18 protein-coding genes are annotated in these 17877 nt (G+C 49.9%); 1 reads left to right on the top strand and 17 read right to left on the bottom strand.

All coding sequences use genetic code 11. The features are described from left to right. Window positions 1-216: 216 nt before the first annotated feature. The 9 genes from FYJ51_RS09080 to FYJ51_RS09040 all read right to left on the bottom strand — a co-directional run bounded on the left by FYJ51_RS09080 (window position 217) and on the right by FYJ51_RS09040 (window position 5770). Window positions 217-1584 (bottom strand): M56 family metallopeptidase, encoded by a 1368-nt coding sequence (locus FYJ51_RS09080; RefSeq protein WP_154505118.1) that lies wholly within the window; start codon window positions 1582-1584, stop codon window positions 217-219. Continuing rightward, window positions 1574-1948, bottom strand: a complete 375-nt coding sequence (locus tag FYJ51_RS09075; RefSeq protein ID WP_154505116.1) for a BlaI/MecI/CopY family transcriptional regulator — start codon at window positions 1946-1948, stop codon at window positions 1574-1576. The genes FYJ51_RS09080 and FYJ51_RS09075 overlap by 11 nt, the downstream gene beginning before the upstream one ends. 134 nt (window positions 1949-2082) lie before the next feature. Then, window positions 2083-2313, bottom strand: coding sequence for a 30S ribosomal protein S18 (rpsR, locus tag FYJ51_RS09070; protein ID WP_105302767.1), 231 nt, complete (start codon window positions 2311-2313; stop codon window positions 2083-2085). Between the two features lie 21 nt (window positions 2314-2334). Beyond that, a complete protein-coding gene (ssb, locus tag FYJ51_RS09065) occupies window positions 2335-2865 on the bottom strand; it encodes a single-stranded DNA-binding protein (protein ID WP_154505114.1) in 531 nt (176 codons plus the stop codon). After that, window positions 2865-3188, bottom strand: coding sequence for a 30S ribosomal protein S6 (rpsF, locus tag FYJ51_RS09060; RefSeq protein ID WP_154505112.1), 324 nt, complete (start codon window positions 3186-3188; stop codon window positions 2865-2867). The genes ssb and rpsF overlap by 1 nt, the downstream gene beginning before the upstream one ends. Before the next feature lie 213 nt (window positions 3189-3401). Continuing rightward, a complete protein-coding gene (locus tag FYJ51_RS09055; RefSeq protein WP_154505110.1) occupies window positions 3402-3857 on the bottom strand; it encodes a GyrI-like domain-containing protein in 456 nt (151 codons plus the stop codon). A gap of 2 nt (window positions 3858-3859) precedes the next feature. Further along, complete coding sequence (locus tag FYJ51_RS09050; RefSeq protein WP_154505108.1) at window positions 3860-4123, bottom strand: DUF1653 domain-containing protein; 264 nt, start codon at window positions 4121-4123, stop codon at window positions 3860-3862. Continuing rightward, on the bottom strand, window positions 4120-5289 hold the full coding sequence (locus FYJ51_RS09045; protein WP_154505106.1) for a pyridoxal phosphate-dependent aminotransferase: 1170 nt from the start codon (window positions 5287-5289) through the stop codon (window positions 4120-4122). The genes FYJ51_RS09050 and FYJ51_RS09045 overlap by 4 nt, the downstream gene beginning before the upstream one ends. Beyond that, window positions 5282-5770 carry an Lrp/AsnC family transcriptional regulator gene (locus tag FYJ51_RS09040; protein WP_154505104.1) on the bottom strand — a complete coding sequence of 163 codons (489 nt, stop codon included), beginning with the start codon at window positions 5768-5770 and terminating at the stop codon, window positions 5282-5284. Before FYJ51_RS09040 ends, FYJ51_RS09045 begins: the two co-directional genes overlap by 8 nt. 159 nt (window positions 5771-5929) lie before the next feature. On the opposite strand from FYJ51_RS09040, the gene FYJ51_RS09035 reads away from it, so the two are divergent. Continuing rightward, complete coding sequence (locus FYJ51_RS09035; RefSeq protein WP_154505102.1) at window positions 5930-6769, top strand: patatin-like phospholipase family protein; 840 nt, start codon at window positions 5930-5932, stop codon at window positions 6767-6769. A 95-nt stretch (window positions 6770-6864) separates the two neighbouring features. Here the strand turns inward: FYJ51_RS09035 and FYJ51_RS09030 are convergent, their stop codons facing one another. The 8 genes from FYJ51_RS09030 to ftsE form a co-directional block, all read right to left on the bottom strand. Then, window positions 6865-7539, bottom strand: a complete 675-nt coding sequence (locus tag FYJ51_RS09030; RefSeq protein ID WP_154505100.1) for an ABC transporter ATP-binding protein — start codon at window positions 7537-7539, stop codon at window positions 6865-6867. A 9-nt stretch (window positions 7540-7548) separates the two neighbouring features. Continuing rightward, window positions 7549-9108 (bottom strand): ABC transporter permease, encoded by a 1560-nt coding sequence (locus FYJ51_RS09025; RefSeq protein WP_235897266.1) that lies wholly within the window; start codon window positions 9106-9108, stop codon window positions 7549-7551. Window positions 9109-9140: 32 nt separating this feature from the next. Next, window positions 9141-11033: a Stk1 family PASTA domain-containing Ser/Thr kinase gene (locus FYJ51_RS09020; protein WP_154505098.1), complete on the bottom strand. Its 1893-nt coding sequence runs from the start codon at window positions 11031-11033 to the stop codon at window positions 9141-9143. 165 nt (window positions 11034-11198) lie between these two features. Next, window positions 11199-13175: an excinuclease ABC subunit UvrB gene (gene uvrB, locus FYJ51_RS09015; RefSeq protein ID WP_154505096.1), complete on the bottom strand. Its 1977-nt coding sequence runs from the start codon at window positions 13173-13175 to the stop codon at window positions 11199-11201. Then, window positions 13168-14703, bottom strand: coding sequence for a S41 family peptidase (locus FYJ51_RS09010; protein WP_105302758.1), 1536 nt, complete (start codon window positions 14701-14703; stop codon window positions 13168-13170). Before FYJ51_RS09010 ends, uvrB begins: the two co-directional genes overlap by 8 nt. Before the next feature lie 107 nt (window positions 14704-14810). Continuing rightward, a complete protein-coding gene (locus tag FYJ51_RS09005) occupies window positions 14811-16253 on the bottom strand; it encodes a murein hydrolase activator EnvC family protein (RefSeq protein ID WP_154505094.1) in 1443 nt (480 codons plus the stop codon). After that, entirely contained in the window at window positions 16253-17161 is a 909-nt protein-coding gene (ftsX, locus tag FYJ51_RS09000) for a permease-like cell division protein FtsX (protein WP_154505092.1), read from the bottom strand. The genes FYJ51_RS09005 and ftsX overlap by 1 nt, the downstream gene beginning before the upstream one ends. Continuing rightward, a complete protein-coding gene (gene ftsE, locus FYJ51_RS08995) occupies window positions 17151-17843 on the bottom strand; it encodes a cell division ATP-binding protein FtsE (RefSeq protein WP_154505090.1) in 693 nt (230 codons plus the stop codon). The genes ftsX and ftsE overlap by 11 nt, the downstream gene beginning before the upstream one ends. Between the last annotated feature and the right edge of the window lie 34 nt (window positions 17844-17877).

Below are 17877 nucleotides of genomic sequence, written 5' to 3'. Positions count from 1 at the left end.
ATCATTTCAGGCAGAAAATCCATAGAAAAGAGACCGGAATTACTTCAGAACCGGTCTCTCACTATTCCTTGTCACACACAGCTTGCGATAACTTCGTAAAACTTGCGTTCAGTTTTTCAATTCACCAGTTTCTCCAACAAAACCGACAATTTACAAATCATTTTCCTAGTAAGCAGTTCCGAAAACTAGCAACATTCTATTTTTCTATCCACTTAGTCATGAAGCCGGAATCAGATTCCGGTAGGAATCATAGACTGTCTGCTTTTCCAACGCAGTCAGTTTCTTTCCATAGGAATCCGGGGCAACCGATTCATATCGGACCAATTCTCCATTCTCTACCCATGCGGCCACCGGCATGGAGATAAGGCCTCTGGGATCTCCAGCCGGCCCGAGGTCATTACAGAGCTGATACCAATTCTGCATGAAATAAGAATCATCCGGGGCTAGGTCAATGAGTTTCTTATCATCCAGATATAGAACTGTGAGTCCCTGGTCTGCGGCAACCTGATTGAGAACCGGTACCGTCCCCTGGCAATATTCCAGATCCGGTCTTCCGATGTAAATCAAGCCAGTTTCCTGATTCTCAAAGAACTCGAGCAGCCCGTTGATATCCACTTCATTGAACTGATTTCTTCTGGCCCCGATTTCCCGATATGCAGACATATCTGCAGTCCCGGCAGGAACTGAAGCAGCAGGATTAGAAGCACATGCCGCAGTGCAGAGCACCACGATCAATGCGGCGGAAACTGCAATCCATTTTTCAGAACGGTGTTCATACTTCAGAACATGAATAATTCTGTTCTTTGAATCTTCCATGGAGAAGGAAGTTCTTCCCTGGCCTGCAGATGTTTCATTTCCAGCCGCAAAGCGAAGCAGAAGCTCTGCATAAGCCGGCGGCGTAACAGTACTATGCGAAAGAACATACTCATCGCAGCGGCTCTCCAGATCTTCGCTCATCAGCCGGAAAGCGATCCATACCATCGGATTGAACCAGTGCAGAATCACTGCCAGCCAGAAGAGAAGTTTAAACAATGGATCCAGATTCCGGATATGACAGCGCTCATGCAGAAGGATGGTTCCCTTCTCTTCTTCCGTAAGCCCGGAAGGAATATAAATCACCGGCTTGAGGATGCCATGCAGGAAAGGAGAAGAAATTGTCAGATCTTCCACGACATTCTCCTGATCTGCAGGCGGCAGTCTGCTCACCAGTTTCACTTCAGAAAGAATCGAATAACAAAGCAGCAATACTACCCCGACGATCCAGATGATGCTGACAATCCGGAAAAAGGAGATTCCCTGGGAAGAAACCGCAGACTCCGGAAGATCTACATAGTTGACCATCGAAGTATTCCCGCTCCCGGAGGGAAGCGTCATGGTTTCTGCAGGCGTGAAAGCAACCGCAGAAACCGGGCTCTTCCAGGAAAACGGACAGAGCAGCCGGAATAATACCGGAACCCAGAGGAAAACCGACCAGACCCGGCGTGATTTTCTGAGCAGAGCTCTTGCGCCAATCACCACAGCAATCGTCAATGAAGCAGTAATAGACATATTGAGGATGCAGCGAAACAGCACATCAACCATCATGTTCCTCCTTCCCCGGATAATCGGAAATCAGTTTCTTCAGTTCTTTCACTTCAGCTTCCGTCAAAGTATTTGCACGCATGAACGAAGTCAGGAATAGCGGAAGAGATCCGGAAAAATCATCCTGGATCACTTCCGAAGCCATCTCATCCAGATACTTCTGTCTGGAAATTGTCATCTCCAGACAGTGATCCAGAGACAAGAGCAGTTTCTTCTGACTCATTCTGCGGATCAGGGTGAATACGGTAGACTTCTTCCATCCAAACTTTTCAGCGCATAGACGAACAGTCTCCATAGAAGAAATCCCCGGATGTTCCCAGACAATCTCCGCAATCTTGATCTCTGCATTGCTTAATGAATGATTCATGGCGATACCCCTTCAGGTTTACTTAAGTAGCTCAAACTTAGAATAAATAACTATGCGTTCTATGTCAAGGTCTACTTGTGTAAATCTACGAAACACAAAAAACCAGACCTTGTTCAGGCCTGGCGATTGATTGGTCAGTCTCCGACGTATGGCAGCAGAGCCATCTGACGAGCACGCTTTACAGCGACAGCAAGCTGACGCTGATACTTAGCGCTGGTTCCCGTGACCCGACGCGGAATGATCTTGCCGTTGGCGGAAACGAACTTCTTCAGAAGCTCAACATCCTTATAGTCGATATAGGTGATGTTATTCTTGGTGAAATAGCATACCTTGCGGCCACCCATTCTCTGTTTCTTGAATGCCATGGTTTACTCTCCTTCTTTTTTTCAGAAAGGCAGATCGTCACTCGAAATATCGAGACTCGGACCTGTGTTGAAGCCATCCGAAGCGGACGGCTGCGCACCAGTATCGGCAGATCCATGGTTCATTCCGCCAGCGTACGGATCCTGCGGCTCGTTACCGTAGTTTCCGTATCCGTAGCTGCCGGAATCACTTCTGGACTGGCTTGCATTCTTTGACTCCAGGAGCTGCACACGTTCGCAGACTACTTCTGTGACGTATACCTTTCTTCCATCCTGAGCGGTATAGTTCCGCGTCTGAATAGAACCCTGGATTCCTACGAGCGAGCCCTTATGTGCATAACTTCCTAAGAAGTCCGCCTGCTGTCTCCATGCCACGCAGCTGATGAAATCAGCAGACGGCTGCTGCTGACCATTCTGATTCCCATTCTGAGAAGAGAATCTGCGATCGCAGGCAACCGTGAACGTAGCAACAGACAGACCGGACTGGGTCTTCCGCACTTCTGCATCTCTGGTCAGCCTCCCGACCAGAACGACACTGTTGATGCTGCCGGCCATTACTTAGCCTCCTTGGCAGCAGTTTTGTTTTCTTTTACTTCATCCATGTTGACGATCAGGAAACGCACAACGTTCGGATTGATACGCATCAGACGATCAAATTCCTTGACGCCGGCATTGTCTGCCTCAAAGTTCACTACGACGTAGTAACCTTTGGTCATATCGTCAATACGGTATGCGAAATCCCGCATGCCCCATTCGTTAACATTAACGACCTTGCCACCTTCTCTGGTGATAATTCCGTTAAGGCTTTCGATGAGAGCAGCGCGCTTGTCGTCCTCGACACCCGCATTGATGATGTACATGACTTCGTACTTGCTCATTCTAGCACCTCCTTCTGGACTAATGGCCTATACAGGCAAGGAGCAGATTAAAAAATCTAACTCACGGAGAGAATCATAACAGGTTCATGAAACTTCTGCAATCCTAATTTTTCAGGCAATCGGAGATTCTACGAACAGCCATGTTTCCATGCCTCGTTCTGAGTGTTCAGAGAAAGAAATCCGGTGAAGCAATGCTGATTTACCGAAAGCAGTTCATTTCTTCTGAAGAGGCAGCCAAAGCTCGCAGTAATACTGGCTCATATCCTCGACTGGCGGCATGTACATTTCCAGCATCAGACTCCCATTGGTCGGAAGATCCTTCTGATGTGCAGGCACCCAGCTGTTCCATACCTCGGAATTCACCTTCTGCAGCGAATCAGGCAGAGCCCCATGGACTGGGAAAATCACCCAGTCAGAAGAAGGAATCTCGGCTGCCTCCAGCTCATCATCCAGCTTCATCCAGGGCAGATAGACATCTGCGATCATATAGTGCATATGATCTTCGTGCATCATGCAGACGCCGAACATGCCCTTCAACTGCAGAGGATTCTTTCTGCGGCTGAAATCCTTCCAGAACTCCGGGCACACTGCATTGCACTGATCATACGGAATATCCATCCCGTATCCGATTACCGTAAATGCCTTTTTTGCATCAATCCAGCTCTCCATCTTTATCTGCCAGTATATTTTTCAAACCGGTATCTCTGCTTGATCTCCGGATATTTCTCATGATCCACTTCACTCAGAAACATTGCGAGGGGTCTTGCATAAAGTCTGCAGTCTCCGTAAAGGGCCTGGTAGATCATCAGCTTTTCTCCGGTTTCTGTCTGCTCTGCAACGCCCATGATCCGATACAGATAGGTCGAGCCTTCCGGGTGAAGCTCGCGCTTGAAATGCTTCACGATCTCTCCCGGCACAAACGAACGCTCTGTCATAACCCGAACTGCTTCAGGAAATTCTGGATATGCGCACAAGCCGACTTCAGTTCCTCCAGGCTGTATGCATACGAGATCCGGACAAATCCTTCTCCGCTCGGACCGAACGCATTGCCAGGAATCACGCAGACTTTTTCTTCCTGCAGCAGACGCACGCAGAAGTCATAGCTGGAAAGCCCGGTCGGCGTGATGTTCGCGAATACGTAGAACGCACCTTCCGGCATCGGCGTATGCAGGCCCATCTTGTTCAGCTGGCTGACCAGAAAGTTTCTTCTTGCCTTGAAGGACTCGCAATGCATCTCGATGTCATGATCAGAACGTTTCGAGATGGCTTCGATGGCCGCAAACTGCGCTGGGGTCGCCGGTCCCATCGTCGTGTACTGATGGATGGTCGTCATGGCATTGATCATCTCTTTGCTTGCAAGCGCATAGCCAAGCCTCCATCCGGTCATGGAATATGCCTTGGAGAAGCCCGAGACGATCATCATCTGGTCACGCATATCTTCGAATCTGGCCATGGAATACCGCTCGCCGCCATAGGTCAGTTCGAGATAGATCTCATCATTCAGAGTATAGATATGATGCTTCTTCAGGATCGGCACGATCTTCTCATAGTCAGCCTTCTCCATGATTCCGCCAGTCGGATTGCATGGATAGTTCAGAATGATCATCTTTGTCTTGTCGCTGATGCAGGCTTCCAGTGCCTCCGGAGTGACCTTGAATCCTTCGCTCTCCTTGAGCTTCAGATAGACCGGAACTCCTCCGGCCAGAAGAACAGCCGGCTCATATGCAATATAGCCAGGATCCAGAACGATGCACTCATCACCCGGATTCAGCACACAGCGGCAGGCAAGATCAATTGCTTCTGAGGCACCGCATGTTACCAGGACATTCTCGATCTCATAGCCTTCTGTCCCGAATCTTCTGCGGTAGTATTCCGGAATCCCTTTTCTTAACTGCTCCAGACCCTTGGAAGGCGGATAATACGTACGTCCTTTCTCAATGGCATAGATTCCTTCTTCACTGATATGCCACGGAGTCGGAAAATCCGGCTCACCGACTGACAGTGAAATGACACCCGGAGTCTGTCTTGCCAGGGAAAAGAATTTCCAGAGCAGCGATTCCGGCATGTCTTTGACTCGATCACTCAGATAGCTCTCACTCATGGACGATCTGCCTTTCATCCTTCAGCTGTTCTTCTTCCATCCTCATGCCTTCTACCTTGTATTTCTTCAGCATGAAGCAGGTCACCGTAGAAGTAACCCCTTCAATCGGAGCCAGCTTCTGTCCGACGAAATCACCGATCTCCCGCATCGTCTTGCCTTCGATCGTCACGAGGAATTCTGATTTCCCGCTCATGAGATAAAGACTCGTCACCTCATCAAAACGGGCAATGCGCTCGGCAATGGCATCATAGCCTACATCGCGCTCCGGCTTTGCGCTGACTTCAATGACGGCGCTGCAGCGCTCATCATTCGTCTTGTCCCAGTTGATCACCGTATGATAACCGCAGATTACCTTATTCTTTTCCAGCCGCTCTTTGGTCCGCAGAACATTCGCTTCCGTCTCATTTAATGCATCTGCAAGATCTGCAGCCGAAATCCGCGGATCATTTTCAAGCAGGTGCAGCATTGCCAGTTCATCCATAAAAAAGTCCTCCATCCGGATAATGCCTTTATTCTAGCATTCTCCCCTATGAAGAAACAGGAGAATTGATTTCAGGGTGCGCCTATACAGATCAGAACGAATGGAGTTTCCCTATTCCCGGATCAGATGATAGAATCCTTTCGAAAGAGGGGATTTCCGATGAACGGAATTGTTGACGTAGGGGGCGGCGAACGCGGCATCTTCGGGGCAGGCATCTTTGACTGGTGCCTGGACCATGGAGTCACGTTTGATTATCTCATTGGTGTTTCAGCAGGCAGTGCCAATGAAGCATCCTTCCTGGCCGGCCAGAAAGGAAGAAACTATCAGTTCTATACCAATTACAGTTTCCGGAAAGACTACATGAGCTTCCGAAACATGATCACCAAAGGAAGCTACATCGATCTGGAATACATCTACGGCGATGCTCTGACCAATTCAGCCGGCGAAAACCCGCTGAACTTCGGAGCAATCATGGACAGCGGAAAGACTTTCCGCATCGTAGCCACAGATGCCTTAACTGGCAAGCCGGTATACTTTGATTCTCATGACATGGTCCAGGACGACTATGGAGCCATTAAGTCAAGCAGCTGTGTTCCCGTTGCCTCAAAGCCTTATGCATGGAGAGGAGGGCTCTACTTCGATGGAGGACTCTCAGATCCGATTCCATTCCAGAAGGCACTGGATGCAGGGTGCGAGAAAGTCATCATCATTCTCACCAGGCCAAGACACTACTACCGGAAATCTGACAAAGATCAGAAGTTTGCATTCTTCATGAAGAAATGGCCGATGGCGGCGGATGCCCTGAAGAAGCGGGCAGAGACTTACAACCGCGAGCTTGATGAGGCCATCAATCTGGAACGGCAAGGAAAGATCCTGATCCTGGCCCCCGACAGCATCGAGGGCATGGACACCCTGACCAAGGACAAGCAGAAGATCATCGATCTCTACCGCAAAGGACAGAAAGAAGCTGAGAAGATTCCTGCATTTCTGAATCGCTGATTTCATGCATGCATGAACATTCCTGCAGAAAAAGAGAAGCTCTGTATCTGAGCGAGTAATTTACCAGTCAGAACAAAGCTTCTTTTCTTTTTTATTTACAGATCCTGAAGAACTCCGTTCTTCAGCAGCACTCTGTGATCGCTGAGCTTGGAGACTTCATTGGAGTGCGTTACTGCGATAATCGTCTTTCCGTATTTCTCGCTGAGCATCTGGAACAGCTTGATGATCTCCTGCTCGGTCTCCGTATCCAGGTTTCCAGTCGGCTCATCCGCAAAGATCAGATCCACGTTTGCCGCAATGGCTCTGGCAATCGCAATTCGCTGCTGTTCTCCGCCGGAAAGATGCGTGACAAGCCGATCTGCCTTGGTATTGGCAATGCCTACCATGTTCAGCAAGGCATATGCCATGTCTTTATGGTTCCCCGGAATATCATTATCCGTCTCCGTCATCGCCACCAGAATATTCTCAAGTCCCGTCAGATACGTGATCAGATTATAGGACTGGAACACGACGCCGATCTTGTTGCGGCGGTATTTATAGAGCCCCATCTGATCGATATCTTCATCTTGATAGTAGACATGTCCGCTTTCCTGCTTGTCCAGTCCTGCCATGATCGAAAGCAGAGTGGTCTTTCCGGATCCGGAAGGACCTAGGATCGTATAGAAGGTTCCTTCTTCAAAGCTGTAGGAAAGCTTCTTCAGGATCTCACGCTTGTAGCCGCCGTCAATGTAGCCATAGCAGAGATCTTCCAGTTTCAGTATCGTTCCCATAGTGCCCTCCTAGTTCTGCTCTAACAGAATCTGCTTCGGATTCAGACGCATGATCATGAAGGAAGGAATAATGATTGCAATTAGCACAACTCCCGTTCCAAGCAGATAGATCTTGCCGATCAGAAGCGGAGAAACTGAAACATGATACTGAGAAAGCAGATCTTCTTGGGTCACTTCCGTGAAATAATCGGTGCTGTCGCTGAAGTAATAGCCGCCATCATTGTCATCCGTCTCATACTGGGCATCCGAAGCAGTCTGATAATTCAGTACGGTCTCGCCGACCTTGCCGGCAAGCAGAGAACCAGATACCGAGGCAAGCCCGAATCCGATGACTGCAATCACGAACAGCTCCGCGAACAGCTGCAGCACGACCTTGGCCTTTGATACGCCGATCGATAAGAGCACGCCGATCTCGTATTCCCGCGTCTTCAGAGTCAGCGCGGTAACCAGAGAAATGATCACGACCGCATTGACGACCACGATCCAGACCACGATATTGGCAAAGAAGCTCAGGGTATCCAGAGGTCTTGCCATCTTCTTGAAGGTCTCATTGTTCGCATTGAGAATCGTATAAGGTGCCAGGCCGCTGCTATGGTCTTCCACGAACTGATCGACATGGAGCGGGTCATCGAGCAGATAGACGACCTTGGTCGGAACACTTGCGGAAGCTTTCAGGTCATCAAGATTGATTCCATCATAGTATTCCGGATGAACCTTTACCTGGATATCCATCAGTTTTTCAGTGTAAGCCGCATAGCTCGTCATCGGCATCAGCACGATATTCTTCGGTGATTCATACGGAGACATCCATTTATAATTCTCTGAGCTCGGATCCACATCATTCTTCGTGGTATAGATGCCGCAGATTTCCAGTTCCAGATTCAGATCATCCGCGCTCACGCCGCCATTGATGTAGTCCTGCTGCGAATAGGTATCCATCGTCGTCAGAGTAATCGTATCTCCGACCTTCAGATTATTCTGATCGGCAAGTTCCTGTGTGATCAGAACAACATTCTTCGCATCATCGATATCACTCTGTGTGAACATATTCCCGGAAACCACCTGGAACGTTCCTTCCGCCAGCTCGATCATGTTCGGATACATGTTCGCATAGATCATGATATTCGGATCTTTGTACTCTACCGTGTTGCCATTCTCATCGGTATAGGTAGAAATTCCCCGGTTCTCCTCGTTGCCGACCGGCACATTGTCAAATCCGACGCTGTAGGCAGTTGTATTGACCATGTAGTTGAACGCAATGACCCGCTCATCCTTGGACAGTTCCTGAGCAACTGCAGCATCAATGGTCGGTGAATTCTGATAAGCCTGATTGATCTCATCTTCATCCGTCAGCGTATTGATATAGCTGTAATAGCTATCATAATCGACTTCATAGCTCACGACAGCCCGCATGGATTTTCTGGTCAGGATCTTCGCATTTTCAGCCGCTTCCGAAATGCCAAGACCGAGAATCACCAGATTCCCGATCAGGAAGAACGTGATCATCAGAAGTATGGTTTTGGTTGGCTTGCGTCTAACATAAGCCCAGGCGCGTTTCAAAGCATTCAAAGTTCAGACCCTCCCTTCATCTCTGAAATGGTTCAGATTCCATGCGTATAAATTGTAATTACCTGCCCAGTCCGTACGGAAACACCGAAAGAACTCTCATCATTATAATGGAAGCTTCCATCAGGAAACTGAACCTTTATTGTGGCACCTTTATGTGTCTGGCTCCATTCTGAATCTGCATTGAAGTTATCATCATCCACTGCTTCAGTTTCATATGAAATCGCATTCGAATTGCAGAAATTCTCGAGTGTGGAAAGATCACTGATTACCTCAGGCGTAATGTTTGCACTGTTTATGATAATTGTAGTGCCTCCGCCAGACGAACTTCCGCCTCCTTCATTTCCACTGTCCGGAATAACCGTTGGCGTCGGGGTTGCGACGGTCTTCGGTCCAGTCGATACCTGATATGCAATGCGTGCATTCAGAGACAGCGGACGATCACAGCCATTGCCAGCACTGCTGGTTCCATAGCTGCAGGAATATTTGACAATCTGTCCTGGCGTCGGGAATTCATCGCTGGTCGTCGGCTGAAAGTCAGCTCCATATTCGCCAGCCTGGATGTTCGCTCCTTTGGAATTCACATCATCTACCCATGCTTTAAGTTCCAGATAATCCTTGCCAAGCCACTGGCGGCTGTTAGTCTGCAGGATCGGAAGATACAGAGACACCGTCAGTTCCAGAACCGTGCCGCTGTCTACGACAGAACCGGCATCGATGGACTGGGAGATGACAGAACCTGCGGGCGCATCATTATAGATAGACTTGGTGACTACCGTGACATCATTGTTCTTATCCGCAGTCCATGCATCAAGCTGTTCCTTCGTATAGCCCACCAGATTCGGAACGGTCACACCTTTGCCTTTGGAAACCACAAAGGTGATCGTCCCGCCTTCTTCCAGGGACTGACCAGCCTCCGGGGACTGGGAAATGACTAATCCGGAATCCACCTTGTCAGAATAAGTCTCCTGCTTGTTGACGGTAAGCTTCTTGGACGCAGCCCAGCCGTTCGCTCCTGCGAATTCCTTATTCACCCAGCTCTCGACCGTAACCTGTCCAGCCGGCGCAGCACCTTTGGAACAGATGATATTCAAGGTCGTTCCCCTGGTAAAGGAAGATTCATCCGCATTCTTCAGATCATAGGAAATCACTGCACCGCTTTCCACTGTCGTGCTGTACTGTGTGGTAACCTTGGTCTTCAGAAGCTTATTTTCATTGATCCAGTCTGTGATCTCGCTCTGAGTCATATTCCTGATATCCGGAAATGCCACAGCCTCATCCGGATCCGGTCCAAGCGAGAGCGTGAAGGTCACCGGCGTATCCTTGCGGATCTTTGTCCCAGCCGGGACACTCTGAGAAAGAATCAGGTCTTTATCTACATCCATGCTGTATTCCGGCGTAGCAGTTGCGACAACCCCGGCGTCCATCTTGTTCTGCTTTGCCCACGTGGAAACCGCATTGAGATCCTTGCCGGTAAAATCCTGCATCACGATATGCGGAGCAAACCCGAACCAGTAGACCAGGAATACGACTGCTGCGACAGCAATCCCAATCAATGCCTTTCCTCCAGCTGAGAGATGCCGCTTCGGCTTCTCGACCTTCACCCGCTCTTCTTCGGCGAAGGAATCCGGAGAATCCGGATCGCCATACGCTTCTTGCGCATCAAAATCGGTATTCTCATTCAGCGCATCCGAAAACGTCTTCAGCGTCTTCGGCTCTTCCATCTTCACCGTTTCATCGAGGTCCGTTTCCCGCTTTTTCTTTGTCACCGGCGCCGAATAATCTTCTTCCCGGTCGTACTCTGTTTCTTTTACCGCACGCTTCTTCGGGACAAAATCATCTACGGTATCTATTTTCACATTTCGGCCGTGCTTCTTTGCGTCTACTTCTTTTGCAAGCTCAGCCATGAAATCTTTTTTCTCTGCCATGTATCTTTCCCTCTGTTTGTTCTATTTTATGATGCGGCCGATTCTGCCGCAACTCAGCAAAGCCTGGTCAAGAAAAGCTGAATTTCTCGGAAAAAGGCTTATTCAAGCGTTTTTTTCTGCAATTCAGCTTCCGGATCTTAAACGAAATTTAAGAAAGCACCAGGCTCAGTCTTCTGCTTTCAGCTCGAAGATCATATCGCGCAGCTCAGCTGCCCGTTCGAAGTCGAGGGACTTGGCTGCTTCCTTCATCTCTGCTTCCATATCAGCAATCAGAGATTCCTTGTCCTTCTTCCCGAGCTTGTTCTTCTTTTTCAGGTACTTCGCGGCCATTTCCTTGGTTTCCTTGCCGCGGATCGCTTCCTCGACCGGCTTGATGACCGTCTTAGGGGTGATGCCATGTTCTTTGTTATACGCTTCCTGGATGGCACGTCTGCGGTTTGTTTCATCAATCGCATGTTTCATGGAATCGGTCATGACATCCCCGTACATGATGACTTCACCATTCGCATTGCGGGCTGCCCGGCCGATCGTCTGAATCAAGGAACGTTCCGAACGCAGGAAGCCTTCCTTGTCCGCATCGAGAATGCAGACAAGCGATACTTCCGGAATATCAAGACCCTCTCTTAACAGGTTGATGCCGACAATCACATCGATCTTTCCAAGTCTGAGATTCCTGATCACTTCCGAACGCTCCAGCGTCTTGGTCTCATGGTGGAGATACGCAACCTTATAGGAACGATCTTTCAGATACTGCGTCAGGTCTTCTGCCATCCGAACAGTCAATGTCGTGATGAGCACACGCTCATTGCGGGCAACGCGCGCATCAATCTGATCGCAGATATCATCCACCTGTCCCCTGGTCGGCTTTACGGTGATCTTCGGATCCAGCAGTCCGGTCGGACGGATGATCTGCTCCACCACTTCATGATTCACATGATCCAGTTCATAATCACCAGGCGTAGCACTGCAGTAAATCACCTGATTGATCATGGACTCCCATTCATCAAACTTCATCGGCCTGTTTTCCAGAGCCGAAGGAAGCCGGAACCCATAATCGACCAGTACCTGCTTGCGCTGATGATCGCCATTGTACATGCCCCGTACCTGCGGCAGAGACACATGCGACTCATCCACGAACAGCAGGAAGTCTTTCGGAAAATAATCAAACAGATTCCATGGCCGCTGGCCAGGAACTCTGCCATCAATATGCATCGAATAGTTCTCAATGCCGGAGCAGTATCCATTCTCTCGCAGTGCTTCCAGATCAAATCTCGTTCTTTGCTCCAGACGCTCTGCTTCCAGAAGCTTGCCTTCTGACTTGAAGTACTTCAGCCGTTCTTCCAGCTCTGCCTCAATATCATTGCAGGCCCGCTCCATCGTCTCCTTGGAGCGCGCATAGCCCGAAGCCGGGAAGATATTGTAGAACTGATAAGCCTGCTGGGTATGACCCGTGACCGGGTCTACTTCGGCAATCCGGTCAATCTCATCTCCGAACATCTCGATGCGGATATTGAACTGATCCGTATAGCTCGGCGTGACCTCAATGACATCTCCCCTGACCCGCAAGGTTCCGCGCAGCTGGTCCTGATCATTGCGGCGGTACTGCAGATTGATGAACTTGCGCAGCAGGGTATTTCGATCATAGGTCTCTCCGACCCGGATCGTGAAGAACATATCCTTGTACTGCTTCGGATCCGATGCTGCATAGATGCAGGCAACCGATGCCACGACGATCGTATCTCTGCGCTCGAGCAGGGAGTTCAGCGCAGACTCGCGGAACATATCAAGTTCTTCATTGATTGCCGCAGTCTTCTCGATATACATATCGGTCTTCGGCATATAGGCCTCCGGCTGATAGTAATCGAAGTTGGAGACAAAGTATTCAACCCGGTTATGCGGAAACAGTTCCTTGAACTCGCTGTACAGCTGTCCTGCCAGGGTCTTGTTATGGGAAAAGACCAGAGTCGGACGATTGACTCTGGCAATCACATTTGCCATCGTGAAGGTCTTGCCGGTTCCGGTAGCACCTTCCAGCACCTGTTCTTTCTTTCCTTCTTTCAGCCCCTCGACCAGCCGATCAATTGCCTGCGGCTGATCTCCAGTCGGCTTGAAAGGCGATACGAGTTCAAACTGATCAGCCATTGAGAATCTCCTTTGCCCTTGCCAGCTGCGGATCATGGTCTTCATTCGTCTGCCAGTCCAGCACGACTGCGGAAATCAGTCCTTCATAAAGATCCTTGTTCAGAACACCGGTTTCTTCCATGTCCTGATCCTGCTGATACTTCAGAATCGCATTCTGCGTCGATTCATCAAAATACCCATCCGTCCGATCGACATCGTATCCAAGATACTGCAGCAGCATCTGTGCTTCCTTCGTATAATCAGAAACCGAATCCAGCGCATACGAATCGCCTTCATCCATTGCCGTATAGCTTGTATACAGCACCTCCGGAAGCTTCACTTCCTCATCCGGAGCGATGCCGGTGCCATTGACCCAGACTCCCTCTGGAGACATCCATTTCGAATCCGTATATTTCAGAGCGCTGCCATCATCGAAATACTTCGTGATCTGCACGGTGCCTTTGCCATAGGTCGTCTCGCCGACAATGGTCACATCATCTCTTTGTTCCTTCATGGCCAGCGTGAATGCTTCAGCAGCTGATGCCGTATTGCCATTCACTAACAGTACAATCGGACCGAAGGACGTGTACTGACCCTGATCCGTATACGTCTTGACCACCGTGCCATCCGAATACTCCCGCTGCAGGATCAGCGTATTCTCCGGCAGAAAATAGCTCAGAACCCCTTTCAGGGCATCGAGATATCCGCCCCCGTCATCTCTTAAGTCAATGATCAGGCTGGTCACGCTATTTTCTTCAAACTCATCGAGATAGGACTTCAGTTCATCCGCAGTTCCTTCCCCGAACTGCAGAATCTGCAGATAGCCATATCCCTCATCCGTGATCTTTCCATCTATCGTATTGGAAACCTCTGCCCGGGTGATCTCCATCGTGACCAGATCATCCCCGCGCTTGAATACCATCGTGACCTTGGTATTCTCTTCGCCCTGCACCAGGGCGACAATCTCATCGGAAGTCATGCCTTCCACTTTCGTGCCATCCACGGAATAGATGATATCTCCCGCCTGCACGCCAGCTGATTCTGCCGGAGAATTGCGGATGACCTTTGTGACCAGCGGAATGCCGTTGCTGTTGGTGAACTGCACACCGATCCCGACAAAGTTCCGGTTGATCGACTGCGTGAACTGCGTGATTTCATCTGCAGACATGTATTCCGTATGCAGATCTTCGTCATTGGTCGTGATGCCCTTCAATGCCTGATCCGTGAGTCTCGTATCCAGATCCTCAATTGAATCCGCAAAGAACCAGCTGTTCTCCATCAGGTTCATGACCACATTGATCTTCTCTGAAGAATCTGCCTTCCCAGCCGTGGAAAGAAGCGATCTCAGGCCAGTCGTATTGGGCAGCGGAATCAGACTGCCAAGCAGCCACCCGATCAGGAACACTGCAATCGAAAGGACCAGAAGCCATGTCTTCAATGTCTTATTCTGCTTCTTCAGTTTCTTATTTTCTGCCTGATCATTCTTCGGATGTTTCTCCGTCGATAAGTGCATGATCTCAGGCTCTTTCTCGTTCTTTTCTTCTCCCATGACGTTCCTCACACTGTTCCTATTCTATACTTTCCCCTCGGACGGAGAAAAGCAGAATGAACGATCCCGAAAAACAAAGTACCGGAATTCCCGGTACCCTGATGAATTTATCCGCCGAACACCGATTCCGGCTTCACGCGGCATGGTGCGCCGACTCCGTTCTCACATAGACGGTTGAGCGCCGCTGTACCCCAGCCGCAGCCGAAGGCCAGATCGCCATTCCAGTTCTGCGCATAGCTTGCAAACTGATCTGCGCTGCCAAGATAGAACACTTCAATATGGCAATGCGGTCCCGTGCTGTTGCCCGAAGAACCAAGCAGACCGATCTGCTGACCAGCTGTGACAATGGTTCCCTTGGCAAGCGGAGAACCCGCCAGGAGATGCAGATACTTGATCGCATACAGATTACCATTGACCTTCGTCAATAGATAAACCTGGTTGCCGCCGCCCCAGCTGCCGCCGTATTGCGATCCGCATCCATTGCCGAGATTGCCGTATCCGCAGCCATTTGCGCTGTTGATCACGACGCCATTGCCGACTGCCACAACCGAAGAACCAAGTGCCCCTGAGAAGTCCGCACCTAAATGCACACCGCCGCTGGCATAGTGCCACGTGCCGGCATTCGGATTGATCGAAACACCCGGAACCGGATACGTCCAGCCAGCCGAAGCAGCCACTTCGCTGAGGGCCTGGGAAATCTCTGCCATCTGCGCACGGATTGCCTCGATATCTGCCGCAATCCGGTTGCCCTCTGCTTCGAGATCAGCACTCTGCTGCTGATACTCTTCTTCAACTACCTGAGCCTGATACTTCAATGTCAGGATCTGGTTCTGCTTATTCACGACTTCCTGCTTGGCCGCATCGAGATCTGCTTTCTGCTGCTCCAGATCCGCTTTATCAGAATCAAGCTGAGCCTTATCCGTATTCAGCTGATCGATCTGGTCGGCCAGGTCTTCCATCGTCTTATTGTCATATTCCGTGATTGCGCTGAGACCATTGGCAATCCGGACAAGCTCATCAAACGTCTTCGCGCCCATCAGCACATCAAGATACTGATTCAGGCGCATCGTCTGCTGCTGATACGCCATGCGCTCCTTGATCTTGCTTTCAGCCTGATCAATTTCTTCCTGATTAGCCTCAATTTCTGCTTCCAGCTTTTCGATCTCTGCTTCCTTGACCGCAATCTGGCCATTCATATCCGCAATCTGCGCATTCAGCGTGGCAATATCATCATTCAGTGCATCTGCCTGATTCTGATAATCCTGAACCAGCGACGCATAATAGGTAATATTCTCTGCAATCTCAGCCCGCTGACTTTCAATCTCCTTGATCCGGTCAGATAGCTCTGAGCTGTGTTCGGACTGATACTGCAGGTATGCCGCGCAGGCCGTCTGATGCTCAGAACCGGAACTCGTGCACAGATCTCCCCAGTATTCCGTATCCGAATACGGATGATCCGGATCTCCGCTGTCTTCCCCCTCTGCCAGTACTGTCAGCGGCATATCCATCACCAGCCATGCCGAAAGCAGTATTCTGAACAGTTTCTTCATCAGCGCTTCCACCTCAGATACTTCGTCACGGAGAAGAACGAACCGATGAGACCGACAATCATACCAATCAGTAACAGAGCCACATTGACCTGCCAGATCAGATTATCCGGCGGAATCAGCGAGAACATCTGCGTGATCACATATCCCCCGGTGAACTGATACAGATACCGATAGCCGTAATACGTCAGCACCATCGGCACAATCGAGCCAAGCGCTCCGATGATGATACCTTCCACCACAAACGGGGAACGGATGAAGTTATTCGTTGCACCGACATTGCGCATGATCGCAATCTCATCCGCCCGGGCAAGAATCGTGAGCTTGATCGTATTCTGGATTAAGAAGATTGCCAGAATAGATAGTGCTAATGCCAGAATCAGTCCGCCATAGCGAATCGTCCTCAGCACGCTGACCAGCTGGGTCGCACTCATGCCGCCGAAGTTGACGGCCGAGACACCTTCAATCTGAGAAATCTGATCCGCAACTTCCTGGAGCTTCGTGCCATCGCTGATCTCAACATAGAACGCATCATGGAACGGATTCTCATCGCCTTCAAACGGGGTCATGATCTCCCTGGTCTTCTCATCCGTGAAGTTATCCTGATAATACTGATATTCCTGATCCTTCGTGTAATACGTCACGCTCGTCACTTCCGGAATATCCTGGATCGCCAGGCTGATCCGGTCTTCCTGATCGGCAGACTCATAGTCATAGTCCACCATGACCGAGATCTGAATCGACTGTTCCAGTCCGGAAGTCAGCTGATTCATATTCACGGTGAACAGCATGAACAGACTGATGATCACCAATGTAATTGTAACCGCAGAAGCCGCAGAGAAAGACATCGCTCCATGTCTGCCAACCCCGCGGAATCCTTCCTTGATCGGGCGGAAGATTCTACTGATCATGCTGAACATACCCTCCTTCCGCAAGGTCTGCGACAATATGGCCATGTTCCAGAACAACCGTGCGCTTGCGGTACTTGTTCACGATCGTGAGATCATGCGTAACCATCAAGATCGTTGTCCCGTATTCCCGGTTGATCTTGGCAAGCAAGCCCATGATTTCATCGGACATCGCCGGATCCAGATTTCCGGTCGGCTCATCTGCAATCAGCACTTTCGGCCTGTTTGCAATCGCCCGGGCAATCGCCACACGCTGCTGCTGGCCGCCGGACAGCTCATGCGGGAAACTGTTTCCCTTGTCATCCAGTCCGACCAGGTTCATGACTGACCGCACTCTGCGCCGGATCAGCCTCTTATCCATATTAATGACTTCCAGGGCATACGAAATATTCTCGAATACCGTCTTCGTCVGCAATAATCTGAAGTCCTGGAATACGACTCCGATATTGCGTCGGTAGATCGGAACCTTCGAATGCCGGAGCTTTCCGACATCGATGCCGACCACCCGGACCGTTCCTTTGGTCGGAATTTCTTCTCCGTCCAGCAACTTGATCAGCGTGGACTTGCCGGAACCAGTCGGTCCGATGATATAGACGAATTCGCCCTGGTCAACTTTGAGATTGATATCATAAAGCGCATTTACGCCGTTTTTATATTTCTTGTAGACATGCGAGCACTCGATCATCCGTCCTCCTCCTGTCGAAAGATGTCAATTCATT

Origin of the sequence: Stecheria intestinalis (genome assembly GCF_009696165.1) — a bacterium.
Taxonomy (GTDB): Bacteria; Bacillota_I; Bacilli_A; order Erysipelotrichales; family Erysipelotrichaceae; genus Bulleidia; species Bulleidia intestinalis.
This window is presented reverse-complemented; position numbering and strand designations above follow the sequence as displayed.